This is a genomic window from Paenibacillus sp. GCM10028914 (assembly GCF_042666275.1).
Taxonomy (GTDB): Bacteria; Bacillota; Bacilli; order Paenibacillales; family Paenibacillaceae; genus Paenibacillus_AQ.
The window spans coordinates 75126-97344 of sequence record NZ_JBHTFO010000004.1 but is presented as its reverse complement, the minus strand read 5'-3'; the positions used below and the strand labels follow the sequence as shown (position 1 = coordinate 97344).

Here is a 22219-nt window from a genome sequence, read left to right as displayed (position 1 = left end):
ACTTGATTTTTAGATTAAAGGATCGAACTTACCAGATTTCCCCCAGAAAACTCAGGACAAAATCTAGACTCTAAGACCTTCGGACTGGAAATTACAAGAAATTTGTCGATGGCGACTAATGGTCAAATATTTATAGATATGATACAGATTCGCAAAGATTATGATATGGTTATCTTCTTACATAAAAATTGATTAGCGCCCGAGAGCTCACAAGGTTTGATCTGGTGCTACAGCATGCTCTATGATGTGAATATATTAGATCCTTCGTAAAGGAGAGTTCCTATGAAAATAGCCATTTGCGGTGGTACCGGATTTATTGGTCAGGCACTATGCAAACACTTCATAAGCCAAGGGCATCAGGTGATGATCGTCACTCGTAAACAACCTGATCACAGCAGCAAGGAGAATTCCATTACATATGTAACATGGGATGATATGAAGTCAAATCCTGGGCAGTTTGAAGGCCTGGATGCTCTCATTAATCTAGCCGGAGCTTCGCTCAGTCAGCGCTGGACTACCCAAGGCAAAGAACGAATTCATACCTCCCGGCAAAAAACAGTGTCCGCGGTAGCTGATCTTATGAATGTTCTAGAGCATAAGCCTCCTGTCGTTGTTCAAGCTTCCGCAATGGCCATTTACGGAACTTCAGAAGATAAAACCTTTGATGAGCTCAGTCCTCCCCGCGTGATGGACTTCCCTTCCGAGGTAGTCTCAATGTGGGAAGAGGCGGCAGACCGCATCCAGACAGATCGAGTCGTGAAACTACGGATCAGTGTGGTGCTGGGAAATGAAGGCGGTGCCTTCCCAAAGATGATTCTCCCTTACAAACTCGGTCTTGGCGGCAAAATCGGCAGCGGTCAGCAGTGGATGTCTTGGATTCACCTGGATGATATCGTTAGGCTTATAGATTTCTGTATTCATCATCCAGAGATAAACGGTCCGGTTAACGCTGCTTCGCCAAAACCTGTCACCAACGATCTATTTGGACGTACTGCCGCAAAAGTCTACCACCGTCCTCACTGGTTCCCGGTCCCCTCCTTCTTGCTCAAAGGCGTACTCGGTGAACTCTCAATGATTCTGTTAGAAGGACAGCGAATTCTCCCTGTTAAAGCCTTGGATCATGGCTTTGAGTTCCAATACGCTGAGCTGAAGGACGCCCTGTCAGCGCTAAAGAAACAGTAAATACATAGACATCAAAGAGGAGCTGTCTCCTAGTAGATCCATCTACTGAAGGAGCAGCTCCCTTTCTGCATAGCGCTACTATATTCTCATTTTACAGCCATATAAACCTTCACCACAGCATTCGACGGATCGAACTGAACTACCTCATAGAGTTCAAAATCTCCTGTATATGTTCTGGTCTCCCCGCTTTCATGGAAGTACGTCCAGATCTGCTGCCACAGCTCTTGCACGACAGATGTTATGGCTCCGCGCTTGCTCGTAAACACAAGATAGTCAGATGCAGGAATGTCAATGGTCTTGAAGCTTTCCGAAGTAGCCAAGGTCCCTCCATCAGCCACTTCACAGCCAAGCAGGACAGTATATTCCCCGTTCACATCACTCTCATATTCTGTATACAATCCATAGATGAACGCTGGACTTAGTCCAGGCTGCTGCAATACTCCATTTTGAAAAAAACGTTCCCATAAACCAGATATTTTCCCCTCCGGTCCCGCTTCTGCCCGGTTAGATGTTCTTTCCGCTATCCCTCTAACCTGTATTGCCGGTCTGCTAACACGTTCTATGTTCATCTGTCATCCTCTTTTCCATATCGTATGATTCTAGTCTAACTTGGAAAAGTGGACATCTGTCTGTCTTCGTTTACATAACGCTCCATAATTTGTTGTGCCCGCCTTACAACTTCCTGCGCTACAAAACCCGGTCTCTCTACCTTGGCCTGACCTCCAAAACTTAAGATCATGCCATAAAACCAATCGTCAGGCTTCATCACAACCTCCACCTGCATCGATCCGTCTGGCAGCATCGTGACCTCGTCCGGATGAAACACATCCGCGATTCTCTGCCTTGCAGTAGGATCAAACTTTAACACAAGAGATTCCGTCGAAGTATCCGACCAGGATTCATCCCACCGAAAATGCTCTACTTTCGGTATCTCTTGTGGCTCGAAGGTGCCCTCCATCATTTCCGCATCCTGAATACGGGACAAGCGAAAGACTCTAAAATCCTTGCGCACCGTACAATATGCCTGAACATACCAGATTGAGCCTTTTAAGATTAGCGATGCGGGCTCTATAATTCTGCGCTGGCTTGTCCCATTCGACGAGATATATTCAATAGCTGTCCGTCGTCTTTCGTTAATAGCGAGCCGTAGCAGCTTCATCGTCTCTTTGATTCCACCTCGCTGCCCCCAAGGGTTCAAATCCATAACCAAACGGTCATCACGCTTACCTTGAAAAGTATAACCGCGCTGCGCTTTCTGCAGCAGGCTTGTTACCTTTTGCAGCAGTGCGTCCGTCTCCTGATCCTCGAGGGCAAGATTGATGCCTTTTACAGCCGTTACAAGAGACTCCATTTCCTCAATGGATAACCAGTACCGATCGATCATGAACTGTTCCATGATTTCAAAACCACCAGAGATTCCTTGGTGGGCAACGATTGGAATACCCGCTTGATTTAAAGTGTCCATGTCACGGTATATGGTTTTGCTGGAAACCTCAAATCGTTCAGACAACTCCTTAGCACTAACCCTTCCGCGATTAAGCAGCAGCACCGTAATCGCCAGCAAGCGATCTATTTTCATAGCCTAATCCGCCCTTCTGCTCTTCAAATATCTGAGGCCGCGCGCTTCAGTGACTGTTTTCTTAACCAAATCCGATAGATCAGCAACATCAAGCTAATAAACGCACCATAAACTCCGATCGTCACCACTATATTTCTCGGTTCTGTCATCAAACTATCTCCTACCATGGCGTATAGCAGCATAGCGGGTATTTTTCCAAGTGAGGAGGCCAGAGCGTACGCTATAAATGAAACTCGGCTTAAGGCCGAATACACATTAATTATGAAAGAAGGAATAAATGGGATGAGCCGGAAAAAAAGAATCGTTAAAAACGCATGGTTCTCAAACAGCGCGGTCATTTGTCCTAAACGATTATGTCTGTGAAGAAGCCTGTTCCCCCATTCCTGATAACCATAACGCACGAACAGGAACATCAGAATAGAACCGGCTGCAGAACCAATCCATGTGATGACACCGCCGAGCAGGGGCCCGAACGCCGCGCCAATGATGCCACCGACAAGCGGATAAGGGATGACCGGAAATAGAGCTAAGCATATAGAGATGAAGGTTACGAGCAGAACATGATTGGACGCCTCAACCCAAGCCAATATGTCTTGTCCATAAACATACAAGAGATAGGCGATCCCTGCATACAGCAATGCCAGCCCGAGCTTTTTGTACATATAGCACTCCTCTAGTCGTCTTTATACATTCCAGATAACATTACAATTTCTCCTAGCCATTCTATCACTTAATTACCACTATTGGACACGCCGAGGGCATTACCATTTTGAATACTTAGCTCTAATGTGACACAAAAAGGTACCTGCATTCAGCAGGTACCTCTCCTATAACATCTTTATTTGACATTGACCGTAGCAGGTCCGCTCGTGTTACTCTCGTTATGAAGTCGATCAACAGCAGTAACAACATATCTGTACTTCCCTTTTTCAAGTGGCGTTGTATCGACGAAAGATTGGGAAGACCCCTGCTGTTTACGTATCAACTGAACAATATTCGCTGGATTTTGAATATCTCTGTCTTCTTTATCTGTGAAACGGTAAACAACATAATAGGCTTCATCATCCTTCGATCTCCACTTTAAGCTAACTCCTTCCGGACCATGATGCGCTGTCACACCTACTGGAGCTGATGGGGCTTGGTTATCCAGCCATGGCATAGTCGGCACCAAAGCTTTATAGCGGTATAAATCATCACGAAGGCGATCTGAGAATTGTAATGGATTGTCTGCGAACCATTTCGCGCTAAAGTACATGCTTCCGGCTACCTCTTCAAAACTCCGATTATACTTGATCTGGTTTGGCATCTCCTCTGGATCCAGCCAGCTATCCACCGTATTAATACGGTAAACAGCCTGACCGCTGTACAATTGCACGTTCTTGCCGGCGGTTACATCGCTCCACCACTCAATAAGCTTATCGTATGCTGCAGGTGCATAACCTCTGTACCAGTAAATCTGAGGCGTAATGTAATCAATCCATTCTTCCTCAACCCATTTTTTAGAGTCTGCGTAGATGGCATCATAACTGCTGAGTCCATTCGTTTCAGATCCATCCGGAGCAGTTGCACTTTTATTCTTCCAAATACCAAATGGACTGATGCCAAATTTCACATAACTTTTCTCTGCTTTGATCGCCTCGCTAACGCTCTTTACGAACTGATTCACATTATCTCTGCGCCAGTCTCCTTTGTTAGAGAAGCCTGTGCCATACTCAGCAAAAGTATCATCATCAGGGAAGTCTACTCCCCCTGAAGGGTAAGGATAGAAGTAATCATCAAAATGAACCGCATCGATATCATAATTCTTTACGACTTCCATCACGCTATCCAGTATAAACTCCTGTGCAGCCGGAATGCCCGGATTAAAGAGCAGCTTCCCGCCATACGACTCAACCCATTCCGGATGTTGTCTAGCCGGATGGTTCTCGGTCAGCGCGTTCAGATCATCCTTCATACTGACTCGGTACGGATTAAACCAGGCATGAAACTCCATGTTCCGCTTATGTGTTTCTTCAATCAAAAACTCCAGCGGATTATATCCGGGGTCCTTACCTTGTACGCCCGTCAGCCATTCCGACCACGGACCGTATTCCGAAGGATAAAAAGAGTCGGCTGTAGGCTTAATCTGCATAATAACCGCGTTCATACCTACGGACTGCAGCTGGTCGAGAAGATCGATATACTGCTGTTTTTGAGCTTCAGGCTCTGCCCCCTTAACAGGCCAATCGATGTTCTCTACCGTGGCAATCCACGCTGCTCTCATCTCTGCCTTCGGCATGCCCGATGTTTGGTCAACGGTAATGTACAAAGAGCTTGTTTTACCGTCATATGTCGCGGTTATTCTGGATGCACCTACCTTCATTCCGGTCACCTTCCCCTTCTCATCGACGGACGCAACCTCTGGTTTACTGCTGCTATACACTACGCCCTCCGTAAGCTCTACCGGTTCGTTAATCCAGGAATAAGTAGCTATCGTATTTGTATCAAAAGAATCACCAACATGAATTCCCGTCAACCCGCGTAATTCAATACTCTGCAGAACAGGTACCGGACTGCTCACCGTAATCGAATGTTCAGCTGAAACCCCTTTGTAGGATGCTGTGATGACGGCCGATCCTGGAGATAAGGCAGTGATTTGACCATCATCACTCACGCTTACGATATCAGGATGACTGCTTATCAAAGTCACGCCATCCACAAGCGAAAGGGGATCATCATAACCATCATAAACCGCATATGCCTTCACTTTACTCGTAACAGTTGTCTCCAGATGTTGAGGTCCCGACAATACTACTGCCCGAGGAGCGACCTCTTCATCCGTTATCCTTAAGTTAAATGTTGCCGGCGCCGCGTCCCCATACTGTGCAGTAATTGTAACCTCACCCTGCGCGATTGCCTGCAAAGTATCATATGTAGCCCCCGTCACTCTGACAACGCTTTCATTATTGCTGCTGATTGTTACCCCTTCGGTAATCCGTGCTGGTTCTGTCATGTTCGCAGAAGTAGCATAAAATGCGGGACGCTGGGACTCTCCTGTCTTCATTGGAGTCAGTCCTGTAATGTCTAAAGCATATATTGCGGAGCTATTATACATCGCTGTCAGACGATCAAAGTAGATCATTCCCTTGTTCTTATTCGTGTCTTTTAGTTCTGTAACATAAATCTGATTAAGTTTCACAGGAGCAGGTATCGAAGCTGGAATGTTAAATGTGATGTACTTCCATCCGCTCCAATTCAGTCCGGTCGATGAGGTGAGGTCCAGAGCTGTTTTTGTACCGTCTGCCCCCTGCACCTGTGCTCGAAGCCAGTGATTGCCCCCATCACCATATACCCATAGCCCCATACTTTTCGGGTTCCCTGGAATGCTTCGACCGGCAGAACCATTCGGATCCTTAAAATTAATGTAGGCTGCAGAAGTGCCTGATGTGCCCGTAAAATCATACGATAAATTCACAGCATGGTTACCATAATAAATCGTCTCCGGTCTGCTTACGAGTCCTAGACTCGCTATGCCTCTAACCGCTGAAGCTTGCAAATCCGTCACATTTTCAAACTCCTCGATCACCCCGGATGAAGAGCTTGCAGGTAATAGATCAGCGACTGGTTCTGGCGCATCGATTAGTTCTGTTTCTATGTCCGGCAATACATCTGCCGATTCCTCCATTTCAATAGAAGGGTCAACGTAGATGTCCGGTAAGTCTTCTACAGGGGAATCAGCCGGTAGATCTGTCCCCATTTCAACCTCCCCTTCAGCTGATACCGATGGTAACATCACACCCCAACCGGAAAGAGTAGTACCAATCATCATTACAATTGCCATCGTCCAGCATATTAACGTTCGACTTCGCCTTGTTTTCCGATTACTCATCATTCACAAATTCACTCCCTATAAAAATAATGAGGCCACTTCGCTGTAAAAATTCCCTTTATCCAGCGTAACAGAGAAGATTGTCCCACCTCCTTTTAGGTTTGTATGAACTCAGGAGAAGTGTAATCACAAGATGCATACTTATCATATTGAAATTTTATTTCGAAATGCAATAGTTTTTCAAAATTTTATTTTCTTTCTGGTTAATAATTTATCTTCATTATTGTAATACATGGATAAAAAACCGAGAGAAAGGAGATATGAATAGAAGATACTCTTACCAGATTCATTGAAAACACGGGATAACCTCTATATATTTATACATATAGTAATGACAAGATATCGACCAAGAAAGGAATCTCATCTTGAAAAAATCGGGAAATACATACTTGAATCTTACACTTGCCATGTTCCGGACCGGGATTCTCGGTTATGGAGGTGGCCCCTCTGTAATCCCGCTCATTCGCCACGAGGCTGTCATGCGTTACAAGTGGATAAGCAACGATGAGTTCGGGGAGGTTCTCGCACTGGCTAACGCATTACCAGGACCTATTGCCACCAAGATGGCCGCCTACCTCGGTTACCAACAAAAAAAGACGCTTGGCGCTATCGTCGCCATTCTCGCCCATATCCTTCCGACCTGTCTAGCCATGATCGTACTGTTGTCTGCCGTTCAATATTTGAGCAGCTCCAAGATTATTGCGGGTATGATTGCTGGCGTTACTCCCGTTATTGCTGTCATGCTAGGCACCATGGCTTATGAATTTGGCGAAAAAGCTGTAAAAGGACTCGGAAAATATGCCGGCTTCGGTTTCTTTGTCCTTGCATTTTTACTGCTTGAAACCATCGAAATTCATCCCGCCATCGTCATCATCCTGTTTCTCGCCTACGGAGCAGTACACTTTAAAATTGTAGCCAAAATGAAAAAGGAACGACGAGATAAGGAGGGCGGTGAATAGTGGAATGGATTCAGCTGTTTATCGGTTTTTTTATCGCCAACGTCCTTGGATACGGAGGAGGCCCAGCTTCAATTCCGCTAATGTACGATGAGGTCGTTACCCGCCAAGCTTGGCTCAGTGATATGGAATTCTCCAATATGCTAGCCTTAGGAAATGCCTTGCCTGGACCGATCGCTACAAAGATCGCTGCCTTTGTCGGGTACGGTGTATCCGGTTGGATAGGCATGCTTTCCGCACTGACAGCAACCGTTGTACCTTCAGCCGTTGCCCTCATACTGCTCTTGAAGCTGCTGCAGAAATATCGTACGTCACCTGTGGTCAAAGGTATGACACTGCTTGTACAGCCTGTCATCGCGATCATGATGGTGACGCTAACTTGGCAGATGGGTAAAAGCTCTATCGTCTCCATCGGTGCTCTACAGACGATAGGCATCGCTGCTGTGGCCTTTTGGGCAATGAATATTCGTAAAATCCATCCTGCTCTGGTCATTCTTGCCGCATTTGCTTACGGTGCTCTTGTCTTATCCCGAATGATGTAAATACTCGATACGCGATAAGCTTCCTAATAAGAAAAAGCTGCCGAATTCGGCAGCTTTTCTTGTCTCAATAAAGTCCATGTGCTTCTCAGTTCACTTGCGCGAGCCATTCCACCAATGCCTTGGCATCATAACGTACAAATGCACCATTTGCCGTTCCAACGTAGATTTCATCTTGAGCTATATTCAGCGCACCATTTCTCGCTTGCTGCTCACGCAGATCGACACTGCCGGTGCGTATATTATAAAATCGTCCAAGCAGACTACCATCCTCTTTACTCAGTACCAGAAGATCTGAACCATGCTGGAGAAGTAAATATGAATCCAGTACAGCGAAGCTGCTGGAAGCTAAACGTGACAAGTCCTCATTCTTTTTTGAAGTCATCTTCATCTTCCATAAGACTTTGCCAGTGTGCTTATCAATAGCAGCTGGTATGCCGTCTATAGCCGCATAGATCGTATCGCCTTCCAGAACAGCCTTGGTTGCTCTGCCCTTGATCGTCCATACTTCCTCTTTCTTCACAGCGTCATAGAGTACACTCTCGTATCTCTTCGCAGAACTATATTCCTCGTCCCCAATACCTCGCTGAACAAAAAGATACTTCTCATCTAACACTTCAAATCGTTCAGAGGATTTAGCAGGATAGACAGCTTCAGGCTTACCGGTATTTACATCAAGCAACACCCACTCCTCACCAAGGAGCATCCATCTCTTGTTGTTATCAGCATCGAGTAGAGGTTCTACACGCTCTCCTCCTGTGTAATATGCATCTAAGGCTGGATCATTAAGCTGCTTTCCCTTCACTTTGTAGCTCCACACTTCTTTTCCGTTTAGCGGATCATATCCTTTAAGCTTATCCCCTTGTTGAATGAGTACGTAAGGGTCTCCCGCTCCTTGATTTAAAATACGAACGTCCCTCAGCAGCGTCTTCTTCCACCGGATCTTACCTGTCACGCTATCGAGTACAGTCACTCCGCCCTTCCTGGATTCAAGTTCAAATGGCGCGTCCTCTACAATGATCGACCGATCAGCTGCTGCCATACGATATGTACCACTCGTTTTCTTCAGCTTGAGCTCCCATATGATCTTGCCGTCTGACAGACGGATATGACGAACCCGGTCCTCATATTCCTTCTTCTCAGGATTATAAGCAGAATACATCGTTACATGTTTACGCTCTGAATCCATTTGTGAAGTAAACCAGCCGAATCCTGCATTTTGCTGCCATAGCTCCTTGCCTGTCGATCGGTTAACAGCATAAAGCGATGAGTTATAATGCATACCGCTGAATCCGCCATCATCTCCTCTGAGCAGAAGAACATCATCATTTCCCCCAAGCAGATAAGTAAAATTAAGATCTCCTTGACTCCTCCATACCGGATCAGCTTCCAGCGTACGTGCAAGAGGGGTTGTAATGAAATCATAGGTGAAATAATAATCATCTCCGGCGCTGCGTCCAGCTTGATACGAGTCTGCAGAAGGTAAGATCCACTGGGTATGTTCTATCTTGCCGGTCTTGCCAAAGGTAACTGTAAACTGCGCATCGTCCCGCTCATATCTCCACGTCTCACCCAGCTGCATCGGTCCGTTAGCCTCCATCTGCAGATTACTGGACGTTTCCTTTATGAGTGGAGTACCAAGCAGCTTCTGAACAGAAGTCGAATGATCTCCGGCTTTTAATTTGAATGTAGTCAGTTCCCTGATCACGTCACTTGAAACGTTCGCGTCCTTATTCCATAGTCCATCAGGAAGAGCCTTCTCACTTTCCACATCCTTCGCATGCACCCAGAACAATCCTGGACGGTAAATTATATTATCCTTATGCCATTCGACTGGATCTACAAGTACTCCGTACCAATCCTTCCACTGCGCGACTGCAACCAGCTCATTCCGAAGGTTAGTCCCAGACCACTTCAGCATACTATCAGGTGCCAGAAATACATTCCGCTTCGATTTCAACTGTATCGTTTTGGGTACAATGCTCTTGGTATTCACAGCTTCTTTCGTTAAATACCATGATGGAATCCATAAGGTACCTCGAGAGGAATCCTTCACTCGAATCATCTCTCCAGCTACCGCGTCCACCTTAAATGTCTCGCCCTTTGTACCGTAGTATTCTATTGCAAGATGATTAAGATTGTTGCTCTTCGTCAATTGTTCGGGAAAATATACCATGTTTTGCTGTAACGTCACCTTATCGCCCGTTTTAACCGTCCTTGCTACATCTGCAGAGAAACCCACTGCCGTCTCTGCACCGACCTGCTGCACCTGGGTGACCTGACTTAGCAACAAAGAAACGCTTACCACTGTCATAAAGCCATACTTGAGCATGTTATGGAGAGAAATTTGCTTGTTCATTAGATCCATCCTTTCAGGTGAAAGACGCATACTGATTAAACGTCTAAATCGATTTAATAGTTCCGCTGAAAAGGACGAAAATTTTAAAATGGCACCGCATACGTCTGACAACGGTTACCCTTCCGAACGTCTGGCAGATGTGAGTGCTGCAAGTTTCTTCTTATGATTCCAATCGACCTCGATATCGAATTTCTTACAAAATTCACGAAGTGGAATGAGTGTATCCGCAGCGGTTTCTCCTCTTAACATCAATGAAAAATGAACGGACTCCACATTATTGAGGCCCCTCGAATCGATTCCTAACAAAAGCAGGCGATCCCAGAGTGAATAACTCGGATCGCCTGCTTATAATCTAATGTATCTATTGCCGTTCCGGTAACGGCAGGAACAGCATGTTAACCGCTAGATTGCTGCCGGATGCGGGCACGAACTGAAAGGTAACTGTCTCAGCACGACTGCCTGTTCGGTACAGCATACCTGCTTCGGACTGATCCTTCAGGATGCTTCCCTCCGTCATCTGTACAGCTTTTTCGTTAACGAGAAATGCACCCGCGTAATGACCGCCACGCGCATTCAGTGCAACCAAAGTGTTCCTCTGTTAGATGCTCAGGACTATTACTCATATGAAACTTTTGTTGTTAGCAGAAGTTGCGTAGGGGATAGAATCCATGAGTTATACGGAGGAGCCATCCACTTCATATTTATGCCCAATAGGTGTGAACAGCCGTTCATAGTCTTCCTTCGAATACACAAGTTCATCTCCATGTCAGTGATAGTGACTTTCCTTCTTTAACTAGTGTACTTCCCGTCATATCGGCCCAGCTGCTGAGGGGAATCATCAGCGTTCCTTGCTGCGTAAATGTGTGGGCTTCCATCATGTTAGTTGAACCGTTAGCGGTATAAGCTCTGCTACCAGCTCTGAAATGCACCTTCATGTTCTTATCCGAAACAATCGTTTCCTTTGTTCTTGAATCATAGGTCAGATTCAAACCGAATAGCTCAGCCATCGTAATAACCGGTACATAATAATAGCCTCTCCTATACGCCATCGGTTGTGCGGCTTTTACTGGCTGACCATTGTAGATAAACGTAGCACTGGATGTAGACAAAACAAGCCGATTGACTGTGCTTGAAACTGAAGTCTCGGGCACAGCCCCCCCGGATGCGGTTCCTTTTTCTAAAACGGCTGAATTATTACTAAAATCAAACAGAGCACCCTGATGACTCGTCGCTGCATTAACAGCATGAATACCACCCCAGAGATTTATGGCTATAATAGGCACAAGGAGCAGGATACGAGCTTTATTATTACGGGCAGGAGCACGGTGTTCTTCCATATCACTATCTCCTCCGAGCTTACTGCTGTAACTTTCACAGCTAAGTTCTATATATATGAAACCGTGTCTCAAAGGTCGTCTTCTGACGATCACTGCGCACGGTAATTTCTCCACCTTGTGTCTCAATAATGCTCTTTGTAATAGCTAGACCGAGCCCAGTTCCCCCTGTCTCCTTCGAGCGCGAGCCCTCCACCCGGTAGAACCGGTCAAAGATAAAGGGAATATCCCTTTCAGGTATCGGATCACCATAGTTGGTAAAACTCACAACTACCTGATCATGGTCTCTGCGAACAGCGATATCGACTACCTTGCCCGATCTCCCGTACCGCAGTGCATTCGTCATAAGATTCTCATATGCCCGAACAAGCTGACTGCCATCCGCCATGATCTTTAGCTGCCTTTCATTCGCCTCCAGCACGCATTCCATCCCAGCCTTTTCGAAGCTCGGTACGAATTCCTCGGCTAGTTGTCCAATAAAATCAACCATATCAAGCTCTTCCATGTCGAGCGGAAGCCCATTGTTAATCCGTGTGTATTCAAACAAATCATCGATCAATTTTTTCAAAGCCAGTGATTTTTCATAGGCAATGTTCACGTAATATCGCAGCTCTACCTCATCTTGATAGCGATCTTTCTCGATAACCTCCAGAAATCCGAGTATAGAGGTTAGTGGAGTCCGCAGGTCATGTGAGACCCCGGTGATCAGATCGTTCTTCGTTTTCTCTGCATTGCGCTCTTCCTGTATGGAATGGCTGAGCTGTCTGCTCATCTGATTAATACTGTCTGCCACTTCACCGAGCTTACTACCCGGTCGAACCGGTATTTGGGTATCAAAGTTCCCTTTCGCGATCTCACGCAGTCCGTAGGTAATCTCCTCAAGATAGAGGCTAAGCTGCTCTGTCATCTGATTCATGCTATTTGCTACTTCTCCAATCTCATCATTGGAATTCAGCTTAATTTGATAATCGAACCTTCCGTTCGATATCTCTTTCACGCCTGTGTTAATCTCATTCAATTGACGAACGAAACGTTTGCTGTTCATGAAGAAGCTCACAAAAAAAACAACGAACCCCACAACGATCATCACCGGAAGAGAGCCGATATTATTAACGATCCACCGGAGAGGAATATTTATCGGTTTAACATCTACAAGAAGCGTACTTACGGCATAGCAAATAAGAAGTGATATAGCAGTAACTCCGAAGCTGGACAATAGCAGAAGGATAAGCTTCCAGCGGATCGTATGGAGTAATTTCGTTCTCATCATCCTTCACCTCTGCCTAGATTTACTCAATTTTGTAACCAATTCCCCATACCGTTTTGATATATTCCGGTCGCTGAGGATCCTTCTCAATCTTTTCCCTCAGCTTTCGAATATGGACCATAACCGTATTCTTGGATTCCATGAACGGCTCGTTCCATACTTCAACATAAAGCTTGTCCATGCTTAGCACCAGTCCTCGGTTAATGGCCAGTGTATGAAGCAGCGCGAACTCTCTGGGTGTCAATTTAATTTCTTTGCCGTCCACGGTAACCCGGTGGGATGCTACATTAATGATCAAATCGTCAATCTGAATCTCGTTCTCGTTCTGAACCGTCTTCGTACCCAGCTGGTTATATCGCCGAAGCTGTGATTTTATACGTGCGATTAATTCCAGCGGACTGAAAGGCTTGGTAACATAATCATCTGCTCCAATACTGAGACCGGCGATCTTATCAATTTCTTGGCTTTTGGCTGATAGCATAATGATGGGCGTATTGTTCTCTTCCCGAATCTTCATACATGCCTGTATGCCATCCATTTTCGGCATCATGACATCGAGGATGATGAGATCAACCTTGTGTGTTTTTAAGATCTCTAGTGCTTCCAGGCCATTTGATGCTTTGAGCAGCGTATACCCTTCATTTTTCACGTAAATATCCATTAGTTTGATAATCTCTGTTTCATCATCCACCATGAGTATTGTTACTTCAGCCATAGCTCCTCCTTGATAAAGATCTATTTAACCCATTTTAATTACTTGCTTACAGTGGCAGCCGTATTTTCAATTCGTTGTTTAGCTTTCTTTGGTTTTGAAATATTACCGAACACAATCCAGGAGAAGGGAACATATCGCACAGTTAATGCCACGACGATACAGGAACAGAACAGAGCTGTTAGAAACCCGCCAGCGTACCACATATGAGTTATGATCGAACTTCCGGTTTGCGGTGGAAACTGTCTATACACAAGCAAAAAGAACGGATGGATCAAATACACACCGAATGATAGAGCACCTAGCTTATCCAGCGGAGCTGTCAGTTTTCGAGGTGCTTTTCTGTACACAACAATGGCTAACTGTAATAGAACCATAGCCCCTAAATACGTGTGCAAGTTCCATAGCAGTTCATATAATGTTGAGTTATACTGCGTGCCGTATAAACGACTGTTGTAATAAATATATACGTGAGCGAGTCCCGCTGTTGCCCAACCTGCCCATAACACAATCCATCCAGCCATTCGGCCCAAAGTCGCTTTTTCCCGGCTCATAACAAACCAGCCTTTAAGCTTCGGATAATATATGCCGATAAAGGCACCTAGCATGAAATAGGCCATGTATGAAAGTGACCAGCTTCCTTTATTCGGTACTTGCAAGTAGTATTTGTTCAATAGGATAAATGCCCACTGCACAGCAAGACCGATCGGAATAGCCCATTTCGAAAGCTGCGGGATTTTTTTGAACAGCAATAGGATGAGCGGAAACAGCACGTAAAACTGAATGCTAATAAATACGAAATAGAGATGAGTATAGGCTTTTCCCGTTAACAGCTTGCTGAAAAAGCTTATAATCGTATCCTGTAGTGAACGGTCCTGATAGTAAATGACATGAAGCAGACCGAAATAAAACACAGAGAACACAATATACGGAATGATGATATACAGCATTCTTTTCTTGAAAAAACCACCAATTAACTCTTTGGTCAATGGCCGTTCATAATAATTGTAAAACAGTACAAAACTGCTTAAGAAAATAAACGTTGGTGTCCCATACTTCATAAAGATGTTCATAAAATTGTAAATGAAGAAGTAGTTTGAATTCACCATTGCAGTTGCAGCATAGGATGTGGAATGCACAGACAACACACCCAAAATAGCGAATGCACGCACCAGCTGCAGCTCAGGTAGTTTCTCGCGCTTCTTCAGTATTTCCGGTTTGGTTGACATTGTTTAACCTCCAATATAACTAGGTTTCGTCTCGCTCCCGAAGTGAAGCGTCGTAACCTAATATACTGGACAGTTCTTAACACCATGCTTCTTAAGTTCTTAACATTTGCTTAAGATTTGTGCTGACACCCATTTACTTAGTATATTCCAAGATTATAGCGAACAAACAGAATAATATATATTACTACGATCACGAAACAACAAACAAGCCTATCCATAGTCGGATAGGCTTGTTGTGCATAGTTCAGAAAACTTGATCTAGCCGTTTACCAAAAGCTCTTTCAACTGATTGATTTGTTTACGCTCCCCAGCAAGGACCAGCGTAGAGCCAGCTGTAAGACGGTCGTCCGGACCAGGATTAATCTTCTGCTCATTCTTTCTCACGATAGCTAGAACATTAGCACCGGTACGCTGACGAACCTGTAGATCCGCAATCGTCTTATCTACCCCTTTATAGTGAGGCTCAATACGGTACCATTCAATAATCAGATCATCAAGGGAAACTTCAACGGTCTCTAGCGCTTTTGGCTTGTATGTCATTCCTCCGATAATACCCGCGATCTGACGAGCCTCATCGTCTTCCAGAGAAACCATGGAGATGCTTTCATCCGGATCATCATCTTCATAATGATACAGCTCTCTGCGGCCATCATCATGTATGACAATCACCAGTTTATCTCCGGATCTCGTATTCACTTGAAACTTCTTACCGATCCCAGGCAGATCGGATTCTCTGATCATACTCATTCTTAGAATCCTCCCGTTCAACTGCATATTCTGTGTCTTCATCTTACTCCTAACATGAAGATAACATACTTTAGTAGTCTACTAGCAATTATTACCCTTTTTCTTTCACATTAATTTTGGGCTCGCTCCATTTAAACACTTTGTTCATCACTTTGTAAATATGTTTTGATTCTTTGGTTAACAATGGACCCAGTATCGCCAACACTAAAACATAAAGAGCAGAGAAAGGCTTCAAGATAGGCGCCAAGCCTCCAGCAATCCCGAGATTAGCTACAATGATGGTGAATTCTCCCCTAGCCATAATAGTTAATCCAATATTAGCTGAAGATTTATGAGATAAACCTGCTTTACGTCCTGCAAGCATCCCTGCAATAAAGTTACATATGATCGTCAGAACGATAGCTCCAAGTGCCATCCATGCAGCATCACCCAGAGCAAGTGGATCTATACTCAGCCCGAAACTGAAGAAGAAAATCGCCCCGAAGAAATCTCGAAAAGGAACAACGAGGTGTTCGATTCTTTTGCTGTGTTCTGTTTCCGATAGAGCAAGACCGAACAAAAGCGCACCGATCGCCTCTGCAACGTGTAGTGTCTCGGAGAACCCAGCGATGAAGAACAATGCTGAAAAGACTACGATGATAAATATTTCACTTGATGCAATATTAAGAAGCTTATTTAAAATCGGTGTACCCTTTCTAGCGATTAAGAAGAACAACAGCATATATCCGATGGATATTGATACCGATAGCAGCGTCGCTCCAACCGACGTTGCTCCTCCAAGCAAAAGTCCAGACATCACGGACAAAAACACGGCTAGAAAAATATCATCAAACAAAATCATTCCGAGAATCAATTCGGTTTCCGAATTACCGGTACGTCTCAAATCCACCAAAACCTTTGCAACGATGGCGCTTGATGAGACAGAAAGCATTCCCGCTATAATTAATGTTTCATACAGCGGCAAACCGAACATAAAACCATACCCGACCCCAACAATAAAGTTCAACAGAACATAGACAGTTCCACCAAACACAATATTTTTGCCGGATTTAATTAATTTCTGGACTGAAAACTCCAGACCCAGATAAAACAGTAGGAACAATACCCCAATCCGCCCTAAAAAATCGATGATACTTTGACTTTCAATAAATTTAAAGTCAAATATTCCGATCGTTGGTGCATGTGGCCCTACCAGCATTCCAAGTACAATGAGAAATGGAATGATCGAAAACTTCAACTTGCCTGCTAAAACGGAAGCTAGGGCTATTAGCATAAGGGCCGTACCGACTTCAAAGATCATGTGGTCCATACAACGTTCGTCCTCCTCCTTAACGATGACTTATAGGCAATCATTTATATTATACAAAAAAAGTGCATAACTTTACAAAGAAATCAGATATATTTAGTCATATTTATTTTTTATATAACAAAAGATACATATAAAAAAGCTTGAATTATCCATAGTTTTTAAATATTTTCCATTCTCAACATGAAGTAAAAAAGAAGTTTGAACTCCTCGATTATAGAAAAATAATGTATAATTATTCATTTTATTGTCAAAAAAAATAGCGATACCTTTTAGTTTTCACCAAAAAGACGTCGCTATTCTAAAAATTATAATTACTGCTACTTAAACCAGCCCTTCTCCTTGAAGCGTGTTATGGCCTCAATCCGGTTACTGACACCAAGCTTATCAAGAATCACCGATATGTAATTGCGAACAGTACCTGTCGTAATAAACAGTTCACTGGCAATTTCCTTTGTATTCTTACCGTCTGCAATAAGGCCAAGCACTTCCTTTTCCCGCTCAGTTAAAGGATTCTCCTCGCCATAAGCTCCGTCAACAAGTTCTGGGGCATAAATGCGCCGGCCGGCCATAATGCTGCGAATTGAAGTAGCAAGCTCTTCACTAGGACTATCCTTTAGCAAATAGCCGTGGGCTCCAGCTTTCAAAGCTCGTTCAAAATATCCGGGACGCGCAAAGGTCGTTAAGATCATAATCTTACAGCCCATCCCCTTCAGTTCTTCAGCCGCCTCTAATCCGCTTTTGATCGGCATCTCGATGTCCATGATGCACACATCCGGTTGATGAAGATGGACAAGCTTTACAGCGTCCTCTCCGTTATTCGCCGTTCCTACCACCTGCATATCGTCTTCCAGATCCAGCAGAGAGGCTAGAGCCCCTAGCAGCATCCGCTGATCTTCGGCGATGACTACTGAAATCATACCCTCGTCTCCTCCTCCAGTTGTATAAGCACGTTAGGTACTTTTATCACCAGAATCGTTCCCTGATCTGACTTCATCTCCATGCTTCCATTTACAAATTCTAGCCGCTCCCTCATCCCTCTCAGACCGTTACCACGGGCATATGCGGTTTCACTCGGTATACCAATTCCGTTATCTTTAACAGTGATGGTAAGTTCACTTCTACCAGGTTCAATTGAAATAGAACAAGCCGTTGCACTGCTATGCTTCACGATATTATTGACCGCTTCCTTCAAGCACATACTGAGTACATTTTCATTCATTAGCGATATGTTGTTCAGCTCCGGATTCCCCACAAGCGCAAACTCAATCTGAGCAGCCTTTAGGATCTGGGAAATCCGAAAAATCTCATCCTCCAGACGAGTTCCCCGCATTTCGGTGACCATCTCTCGAACTTCCTTCAGCGCACTTCTAGCTGTCTGCCTAACATCATTGATTTCGGCTTGTGCTCGGGCCGGATTTTTCGTAATGAGCTTACTCGCAAGGTCACTTTTCAGACCGATCAGAGACAGCTTCTGACCCAGCGTATCGTGAAGATCACGAGCTATCCGCTGCCGTTCCTCAAGCTTCACCATTTCTGATATTTTCTTATTCGCGTCTTCAAGCTGTACTTGGAGTTTATCATTCTTATTGCGGTTATATGTCGTTACTGGCAGCAGGATAACTGCTACTACACTGAGCATTACAAAAGGCAACTGCGTAATAAACCATGGCATTTTCGATATAAATCCATAGTTAATCGTAATGACTGTCGTGATCAGATGAATCGAATATAATGTGAAAAATCCGATCCGGCTCTTAATATTCCCAATGAAGAAGGCTAAGAAAAGCGAGAAATATACATAACCAAATACTAGTGACATGGAAATTGATATCAGTATTTGAACGCTTGTCCAGAAATACACGAGCCACCCCTTCGATACAAAGGAGAGCACATAACAGGCAAAGAAGACAACAATCATAATAATTCCGAACACGATCTGATACGTGGACGAAGAACGAAATATAAAGTAAAAAGGAAGGATATAAAAGACGACCCATACATACGGATTTAATCCCGTATTTCTCTGAAAAATCTGATGCCATTTCTGCATGGGCTGCCCACCTTAATTAATCTTTGTTACCTGTATTTTATCATAAACGCAACCGACTAAGCGTTATTTTCCTTGCAAGCCTGGCTTCTGTAGGTGCCGGGACTCTGTTACAGATACTGCGGAATCTGGTTTAAGCTTCGCTCGTTTCATGCGTTTCAAATCTTTGAAGCTGATGAACGTCTTGTTCTCTTCATCCCACAGCCGGAAGTTCAGTGCTTTAAGGCTGGTGCGGATCGTAATCGTCGTTGCCTTTTGCAAAGGTCGGGATGCATTATGAGCTTTTTCAAGATTATAATTCGGAACTTTCGGACTCAAGTGATGCACGTGATGGAAACCAATGTTACCAGTAATCCATTGCAGCAATTTGGGAAGCTTGTAATATGAACTACCATCCACTGCGGCATTAATGTAAGACCACTCTTCATCATGCTCGAAATAGGTTTCTTCAAACTGGTGCTGTACATAGAACAACCAGATGCCCATCACACCAGAAAAGAAGAAGATCGGCGCTTGTACCAGAACAAAGGCCTGCCATCCAATCGCCCAGCAAAGCAACGCATACAGCGCAACCAAAGATACATTCGTAATGTAAGTGCTAATCTTCTCTTTACGCTTCGCGCCTTTCCGATTGAAGCGATAAGTCAACAGAAATATAAAAATCGGTCCCAGTCCAAACGTTACAAGCGGGTGTCTATAAAAACGATATGCAATCCGAGTCCAGATTGAAGCTGCTTGGTACTCTTCCACCGTGAGAATCCACATATCACCCGTTCCACGCTTATCCAGATTACTACTCGTCGCATGGTGGATGGAATGGCTTATTTTCCACTTTTGATAGGGGACAAGGGTAATCACACCAGTAATGGTACCGATGATTTCGTTTGCCCGGCGGTTCTTGAAGAAAGACTGGTGACAACAATCATGAAATATAATAAATGTCCGAATGACAAATCCGGATGCAACAATCGCAATAGGAATCGTTAACCAGTAAGATACAGACAGGCTTAAATATGCGGCATACCACAGTAATACCAAAGGTACTAACGTGTTAAACAGCTGCCGGATACTTGATTTCGTCTCTATTTTTTCATAGGGTGCTACATCTTTCTTCAAGCTGGACAGGTTGTTTGGCTGGGCCATTGCAGGTCTCCTCCTCGATATGACACATGTATGTGTTAAATACCTAATACACACGAATCTATCTTCATTATAGGTGCGCCTGGTCATAGTATGTAGTCATAAACGTCAAGTCGTGAGTATGACAAATGTCATATAGAGGGGGCGATATGCATGTGTTTTTTTATATAAAAAAAGAAAAACCCAAGCTTCTGGCAGCTTGAGCATGCGTAAAAATCGTTGTTATCTGTTATATCACTGTCTTAAAATTCAAAATTATAATTTCTCATCTGCAGGATAACGGAGACCGATCTGTCGTCTTGCTTCCTCAGCAATCTCTGCCGTGATGAGTGAATTCTCCAGCGAATTGATTACGCTGTCTCTTTTGCCTGTTTCCAGCAGGTCGATAAACTCTTTCGCTTCATAATACATGGACTCATGAGTTTGGGTTTGTGTAATATCCTCGATCGTTCCATCTCGATAGTAAATCTTCACATCATAAGGCTGATTAATCTTATCGATGACCATTGTACCGTTCTCACCTTGTATTTCGGCAGGAACATAGGAATGACTGATTTTAGAATGCATGATCACGCCATCCATCTCCGGATATTTAAGCAATAGACTCCCTTCTCCATCTACTCCTGAAGATAGCATTGTCCCAACAGCTTGAACCGCATCCGGTTTACCAAACAAAGTTACCATCGGATAAATACAATAAACCCCCAAATCCATTAGTGATCCGTTTGAGAACTGAGGATTAAAGGCGTTAAGTATAGTCCCCTGCTGAAAAGCATCATAACGCGACGAATATTGGCAGTAGCTCGCAAAATACCGACGTACCAAGCCTAGCTTATACAGGTTGTCCTTAATCGCTTTGAAATTCGGCATGAGAGTTGATTTTAGCGCCTCCATAAGCAATACATCGTTCTCTTTTGCTGTAGAGATCATACTTCTCACTTCCTCCACATTCGAAGCCATCGGTTTTTCGCATAATACGTGCTTGCCATGATTCATGCATAGAATAGCTTGTTCTGCGTGGAAAGAGTTTGGACTCGCAATATAGACAGCGTCCACCTCGTCGCTAGATGCCATTTGCTGCAGATCTGTATAGACAGCTGGACGAGTATCATATTTTGCCGCAAAGGCTGTCCCCTTTTCTTCTGAACGAGAATAAACCGCAGTCAGGATGAACTGCTCCGTCTCCATGGCCGCCTGTATGAAACGTTCTGTAATCCAGTTGGTACCGATAATTCCAAAGCGCACTTTCATGACTTCTTCGCCTTCCTTCCTGTAATATGCAGGCGGCGCTTAGCCGCCCCTTATTCCCAACCCTCAAAAGATGCAATGATCTTACGTGCTTCCTCCGGAATCGGCGTGCTCTTCCCGCTCTTGGTGTCAATAAGCACAATCGTCCCGCGTCCTGCTGCCTTTAGCTGGTCGTTCACCACAATCGCATACTGTATTTCCATAGAGGATCGACCAATTTCAGCTACCTTCACATGCAGAACTAGTGGATCCTTGAGATACATTTGCGCAAGATACTGGCACTCCAGATCTGCAACAACAGATACCTTAAGTTCACTAAACAATTCTTCCGTCAATCCCAGATTCTCGAAGTACTCAATTCTTCCTTGTTCGAAATACATGAAATAACTTACGTTATTCACATGTCCCAACATATCTGTCTCGCAGTAGCGAATCTTGATCGGAATAGAGAAATGGAATGTATTTAACCAGCTCTGAGGATCTGGTTGTATAAAACTTTCTTTTTTCATGATGAATCCCCTTTCGCGGTGTGTAAAGCCACTTCTACAAGAATAATGAATACAAGTTATCCCCGTCAACAACCACCTTCATCATGAATTGGTTGACTCTCGCCATTAATCGACTTGATTCGCCTGTTTCCTATGTTTCGATGTGTTATCGTATATTTCCTTCTACATGAGCAAGTTAGTACTTTGGTACAACG

21 protein-coding genes are annotated in these 22219 nt (G+C 44.3%); 3 read left to right on the top strand and 18 right to left on the bottom strand.

Annotated features, from left to right (window positions below; genetic code table 11):
* The first annotated feature begins 282 nt into the window (after positions 1–282).
* Positions 283–1182: a TIGR01777 family oxidoreductase gene (locus ACFQV5_RS03120; protein ID WP_379243558.1), complete on the top strand. Its 900-nt coding sequence runs from the start codon at positions 283–285 to the stop codon at positions 1180–1182.
* An 86-nt stretch (positions 1183–1268) separates the two neighbouring features.
* On the opposite strand, the gene ACFQV5_RS03115 is transcribed toward ACFQV5_RS03120, so the two are convergent.
* The 4 genes from ACFQV5_RS03115 to ACFQV5_RS03100 form a co-directional block, all read right to left on the bottom strand.
* On the bottom strand, positions 1269–1751 hold the full coding sequence (locus ACFQV5_RS03115) for a GyrI-like domain-containing protein (RefSeq protein ID WP_379243556.1): 483 nt from the start codon (positions 1749–1751) through the stop codon (positions 1269–1271).
* Between the two features lie 35 nt (positions 1752–1786).
* On the bottom strand, positions 1787–2761 hold the full coding sequence (locus ACFQV5_RS03110) for a helix-turn-helix transcriptional regulator (RefSeq protein WP_379243554.1): 975 nt from the start codon (positions 2759–2761) through the stop codon (positions 1787–1789).
* 23 nt (positions 2762–2784) lie between these two features.
* Positions 2785–3423 (bottom strand): TVP38/TMEM64 family protein, encoded by a 639-nt coding sequence (locus ACFQV5_RS03105; protein WP_379243552.1) that lies wholly within the window; start codon positions 3421–3423, stop codon positions 2785–2787.
* A gap of 176 nt (positions 3424–3599) precedes the next feature.
* Positions 3600–6632, bottom strand: coding sequence for a family 10 glycosylhydrolase (locus ACFQV5_RS03100; protein WP_379243550.1), 3033 nt, complete (start codon positions 6630–6632; stop codon positions 3600–3602).
* A gap of 362 nt (positions 6633–6994) precedes the next feature.
* Here ACFQV5_RS03100 and chrB point away from each other — a divergent pair, with 362 nt between their 5' ends.
* Both chrB and chrA read left to right on the top strand, forming a co-directional pair.
* Entirely contained in the window at positions 6995–7588 is a 594-nt protein-coding gene (gene chrB, locus ACFQV5_RS03095) for a chromate efflux transporter ChrB (RefSeq protein ID WP_379243548.1), read from the top strand.
* Entirely contained in the window at positions 7585–8127 is a 543-nt protein-coding gene (gene chrA, locus ACFQV5_RS03090) for a chromate efflux transporter ChrA (protein ID WP_379243946.1), read from the top strand. Before chrB ends, chrA begins: the two co-directional genes overlap by 4 nt.
* 85 nt (positions 8128–8212) lie before the next feature.
* Here chrA and ACFQV5_RS03085 read toward each other — a convergent pair whose 3' ends face one another.
* The 14 genes from ACFQV5_RS03085 to ACFQV5_RS03020 form a co-directional block, all read right to left on the bottom strand.
* Entirely contained in the window at positions 8213–10483 is a 2271-nt protein-coding gene (locus tag ACFQV5_RS03085) for an outer membrane protein assembly factor BamB family protein (protein WP_379243546.1), read from the bottom strand.
* Positions 10484–10597: 114 nt separating this feature from the next.
* Positions 10598–10756, bottom strand: a complete 159-nt coding sequence (locus ACFQV5_RS03080; RefSeq protein ID WP_379243544.1) for a stalk domain-containing protein — start codon at positions 10754–10756, stop codon at positions 10598–10600.
* 88 nt (positions 10757–10844) lie between these two features.
* Positions 10845–11069, bottom strand: a complete 225-nt coding sequence (locus ACFQV5_RS03075; RefSeq protein ID WP_379243542.1) for a hypothetical protein — start codon at positions 11067–11069, stop codon at positions 10845–10847.
* A 169-nt stretch (positions 11070–11238) separates the two neighbouring features.
* Entirely contained in the window at positions 11239–11820 is a 582-nt protein-coding gene (locus tag ACFQV5_RS03070) for a stalk domain-containing protein (protein ID WP_379243540.1), read from the bottom strand.
* 40 nt (positions 11821–11860) lie between these two features.
* Positions 11861–13087 carry an ATP-binding protein gene (locus ACFQV5_RS03065; protein ID WP_379243538.1) on the bottom strand — a complete coding sequence of 409 codons (1227 nt, stop codon included), beginning with the start codon at positions 13085–13087 and terminating at the stop codon, positions 11861–11863.
* A gap of 19 nt (positions 13088–13106) precedes the next feature.
* Positions 13107–13799, bottom strand: coding sequence for a response regulator transcription factor (locus ACFQV5_RS03060; RefSeq protein WP_379243536.1), 693 nt, complete (start codon positions 13797–13799; stop codon positions 13107–13109).
* A gap of 38 nt (positions 13800–13837) precedes the next feature.
* Positions 13838–15025 (bottom strand): acyltransferase, encoded by a 1188-nt coding sequence (locus ACFQV5_RS03055; RefSeq protein ID WP_379243534.1) that lies wholly within the window; start codon positions 15023–15025, stop codon positions 13838–13840.
* Between the two features lie 258 nt (positions 15026–15283).
* On the bottom strand, positions 15284–15772 hold the full coding sequence (locus ACFQV5_RS03050) for a cation:proton antiporter regulatory subunit (RefSeq protein WP_379243532.1): 489 nt from the start codon (positions 15770–15772) through the stop codon (positions 15284–15286).
* A gap of 91 nt (positions 15773–15863) precedes the next feature.
* Positions 15864–17081 (bottom strand): cation:proton antiporter, encoded by a 1218-nt coding sequence (locus tag ACFQV5_RS03045; RefSeq protein WP_379243530.1) that lies wholly within the window; start codon positions 17079–17081, stop codon positions 15864–15866.
* A gap of 317 nt (positions 17082–17398) precedes the next feature.
* Positions 17399–17998 (bottom strand): response regulator, encoded by a 600-nt coding sequence (locus ACFQV5_RS03040; protein ID WP_379243528.1) that lies wholly within the window; start codon positions 17996–17998, stop codon positions 17399–17401.
* Complete coding sequence (locus ACFQV5_RS03035; RefSeq protein WP_379243526.1) at positions 17995–19131, bottom strand: sensor histidine kinase; 1137 nt, start codon at positions 19129–19131, stop codon at positions 17995–17997. Before ACFQV5_RS03035 ends, ACFQV5_RS03040 begins: the two co-directional genes overlap by 4 nt.
* A 63-nt stretch (positions 19132–19194) precedes the next feature.
* Positions 19195–20271, bottom strand: a complete 1077-nt coding sequence (gene desA / locus ACFQV5_RS03030) for a Delta(5) desaturase DesA (protein WP_379243523.1) — start codon at positions 20269–20271, stop codon at positions 19195–19197.
* A gap of 252 nt (positions 20272–20523) precedes the next feature.
* Complete coding sequence (locus ACFQV5_RS03025) at positions 20524–21519, bottom strand: Gfo/Idh/MocA family protein (RefSeq protein WP_379243521.1); 996 nt, start codon at positions 21517–21519, stop codon at positions 20524–20526.
* Positions 21520–21569: 50 nt separating this feature from the next.
* Positions 21570–22025, bottom strand: coding sequence for an acyl-CoA thioesterase (locus ACFQV5_RS03020; RefSeq protein ID WP_379243519.1), 456 nt, complete (start codon positions 22023–22025; stop codon positions 21570–21572).
* Positions 22026–22219: the final 194 nt, after the last annotated feature.

Coding starts and splice junctions, on each gene's coding strand:
- ACFQV5_RS03085 (WP_379243546.1), bottom strand. CDS start 10,483: ATGAACAAGCAAATTTCTCTCCATAACATGCTCAAGTATGGCTTTATG.
- ACFQV5_RS03040 (WP_379243528.1), bottom strand. CDS start 17,998: ATGATTTCAGTAGTCATCGCCGAAGATCAGCGGATGCTGCTAGGGGCT.
- ACFQV5_RS03110 (WP_379243554.1), bottom strand. CDS start 2,761: ATGAAAATAGATCGCTTGCTGGCGATTACGGTGCTGCTGCTTAATCGC.
- ACFQV5_RS03025 (WP_379243521.1), bottom strand. CDS start 21,519: ATGAAAGTGCGCTTTGGAATTATCGGTACCAACTGGATTACAGAACGT.
- ACFQV5_RS03070 (WP_379243540.1), bottom strand. CDS start 11,820: ATGGAAGAACACCGTGCTCCTGCCCGTAATAATAAAGCTCGTATCCTG.
- desA (WP_379243523.1), bottom strand. CDS start 20,271: ATGGCCCAGCCAAACAACCTGTCCAGCTTGAAGAAAGATGTAGCACCC.
- ACFQV5_RS03060 (WP_379243536.1), bottom strand. CDS start 13,799: ATGGCTGAAGTAACAATACTCATGGTGGATGATGAAACAGAGATTATC.
- ACFQV5_RS03035 (WP_379243526.1), bottom strand. CDS start 19,131: ATGCAGAAATGGCATCAGATTTTTCAGAGAAATACGGGATTAAATCCG.
- ACFQV5_RS03115 (WP_379243556.1), bottom strand. CDS start 1,751: ATGAACATAGAACGTGTTAGCAGACCGGCAATACAGGTTAGAGGGATA.
- ACFQV5_RS03065 (WP_379243538.1), bottom strand. CDS start 13,087: ATGATGAGAACGAAATTACTCCATACGATCCGCTGGAAGCTTATCCTT.
- ACFQV5_RS03105 (WP_379243552.1), bottom strand. CDS start 3,423: ATGTACAAAAAGCTCGGGCTGGCATTGCTGTATGCAGGGATCGCCTAT.
- ACFQV5_RS03100 (WP_379243550.1), bottom strand. CDS start 6,632: ATGATGAGTAATCGGAAAACAAGGCGAAGTCGAACGTTAATATGCTGG.
- ACFQV5_RS03055 (WP_379243534.1), bottom strand. CDS start 15,025: ATGTCAACCAAACCGGAAATACTGAAGAAGCGCGAGAAACTACCTGAG.
- ACFQV5_RS03045 (WP_379243530.1), bottom strand. CDS start 17,081: ATGGACCACATGATCTTTGAAGTCGGTACGGCCCTTATGCTAATAGCC.
- ACFQV5_RS03050 (WP_379243532.1), bottom strand. CDS start 15,772: ATGAGTATGATCAGAGAATCCGATCTGCCTGGGATCGGTAAGAAGTTT.
- ACFQV5_RS03020 (WP_379243519.1), bottom strand. CDS start 22,025: ATGAAAAAAGAAAGTTTTATACAACCAGATCCTCAGAGCTGGTTAAAT.
- ACFQV5_RS03120 (WP_379243558.1), top strand. CDS start 283: ATGAAAATAGCCATTTGCGGTGGTACCGGATTTATTGGTCAGGCACTA.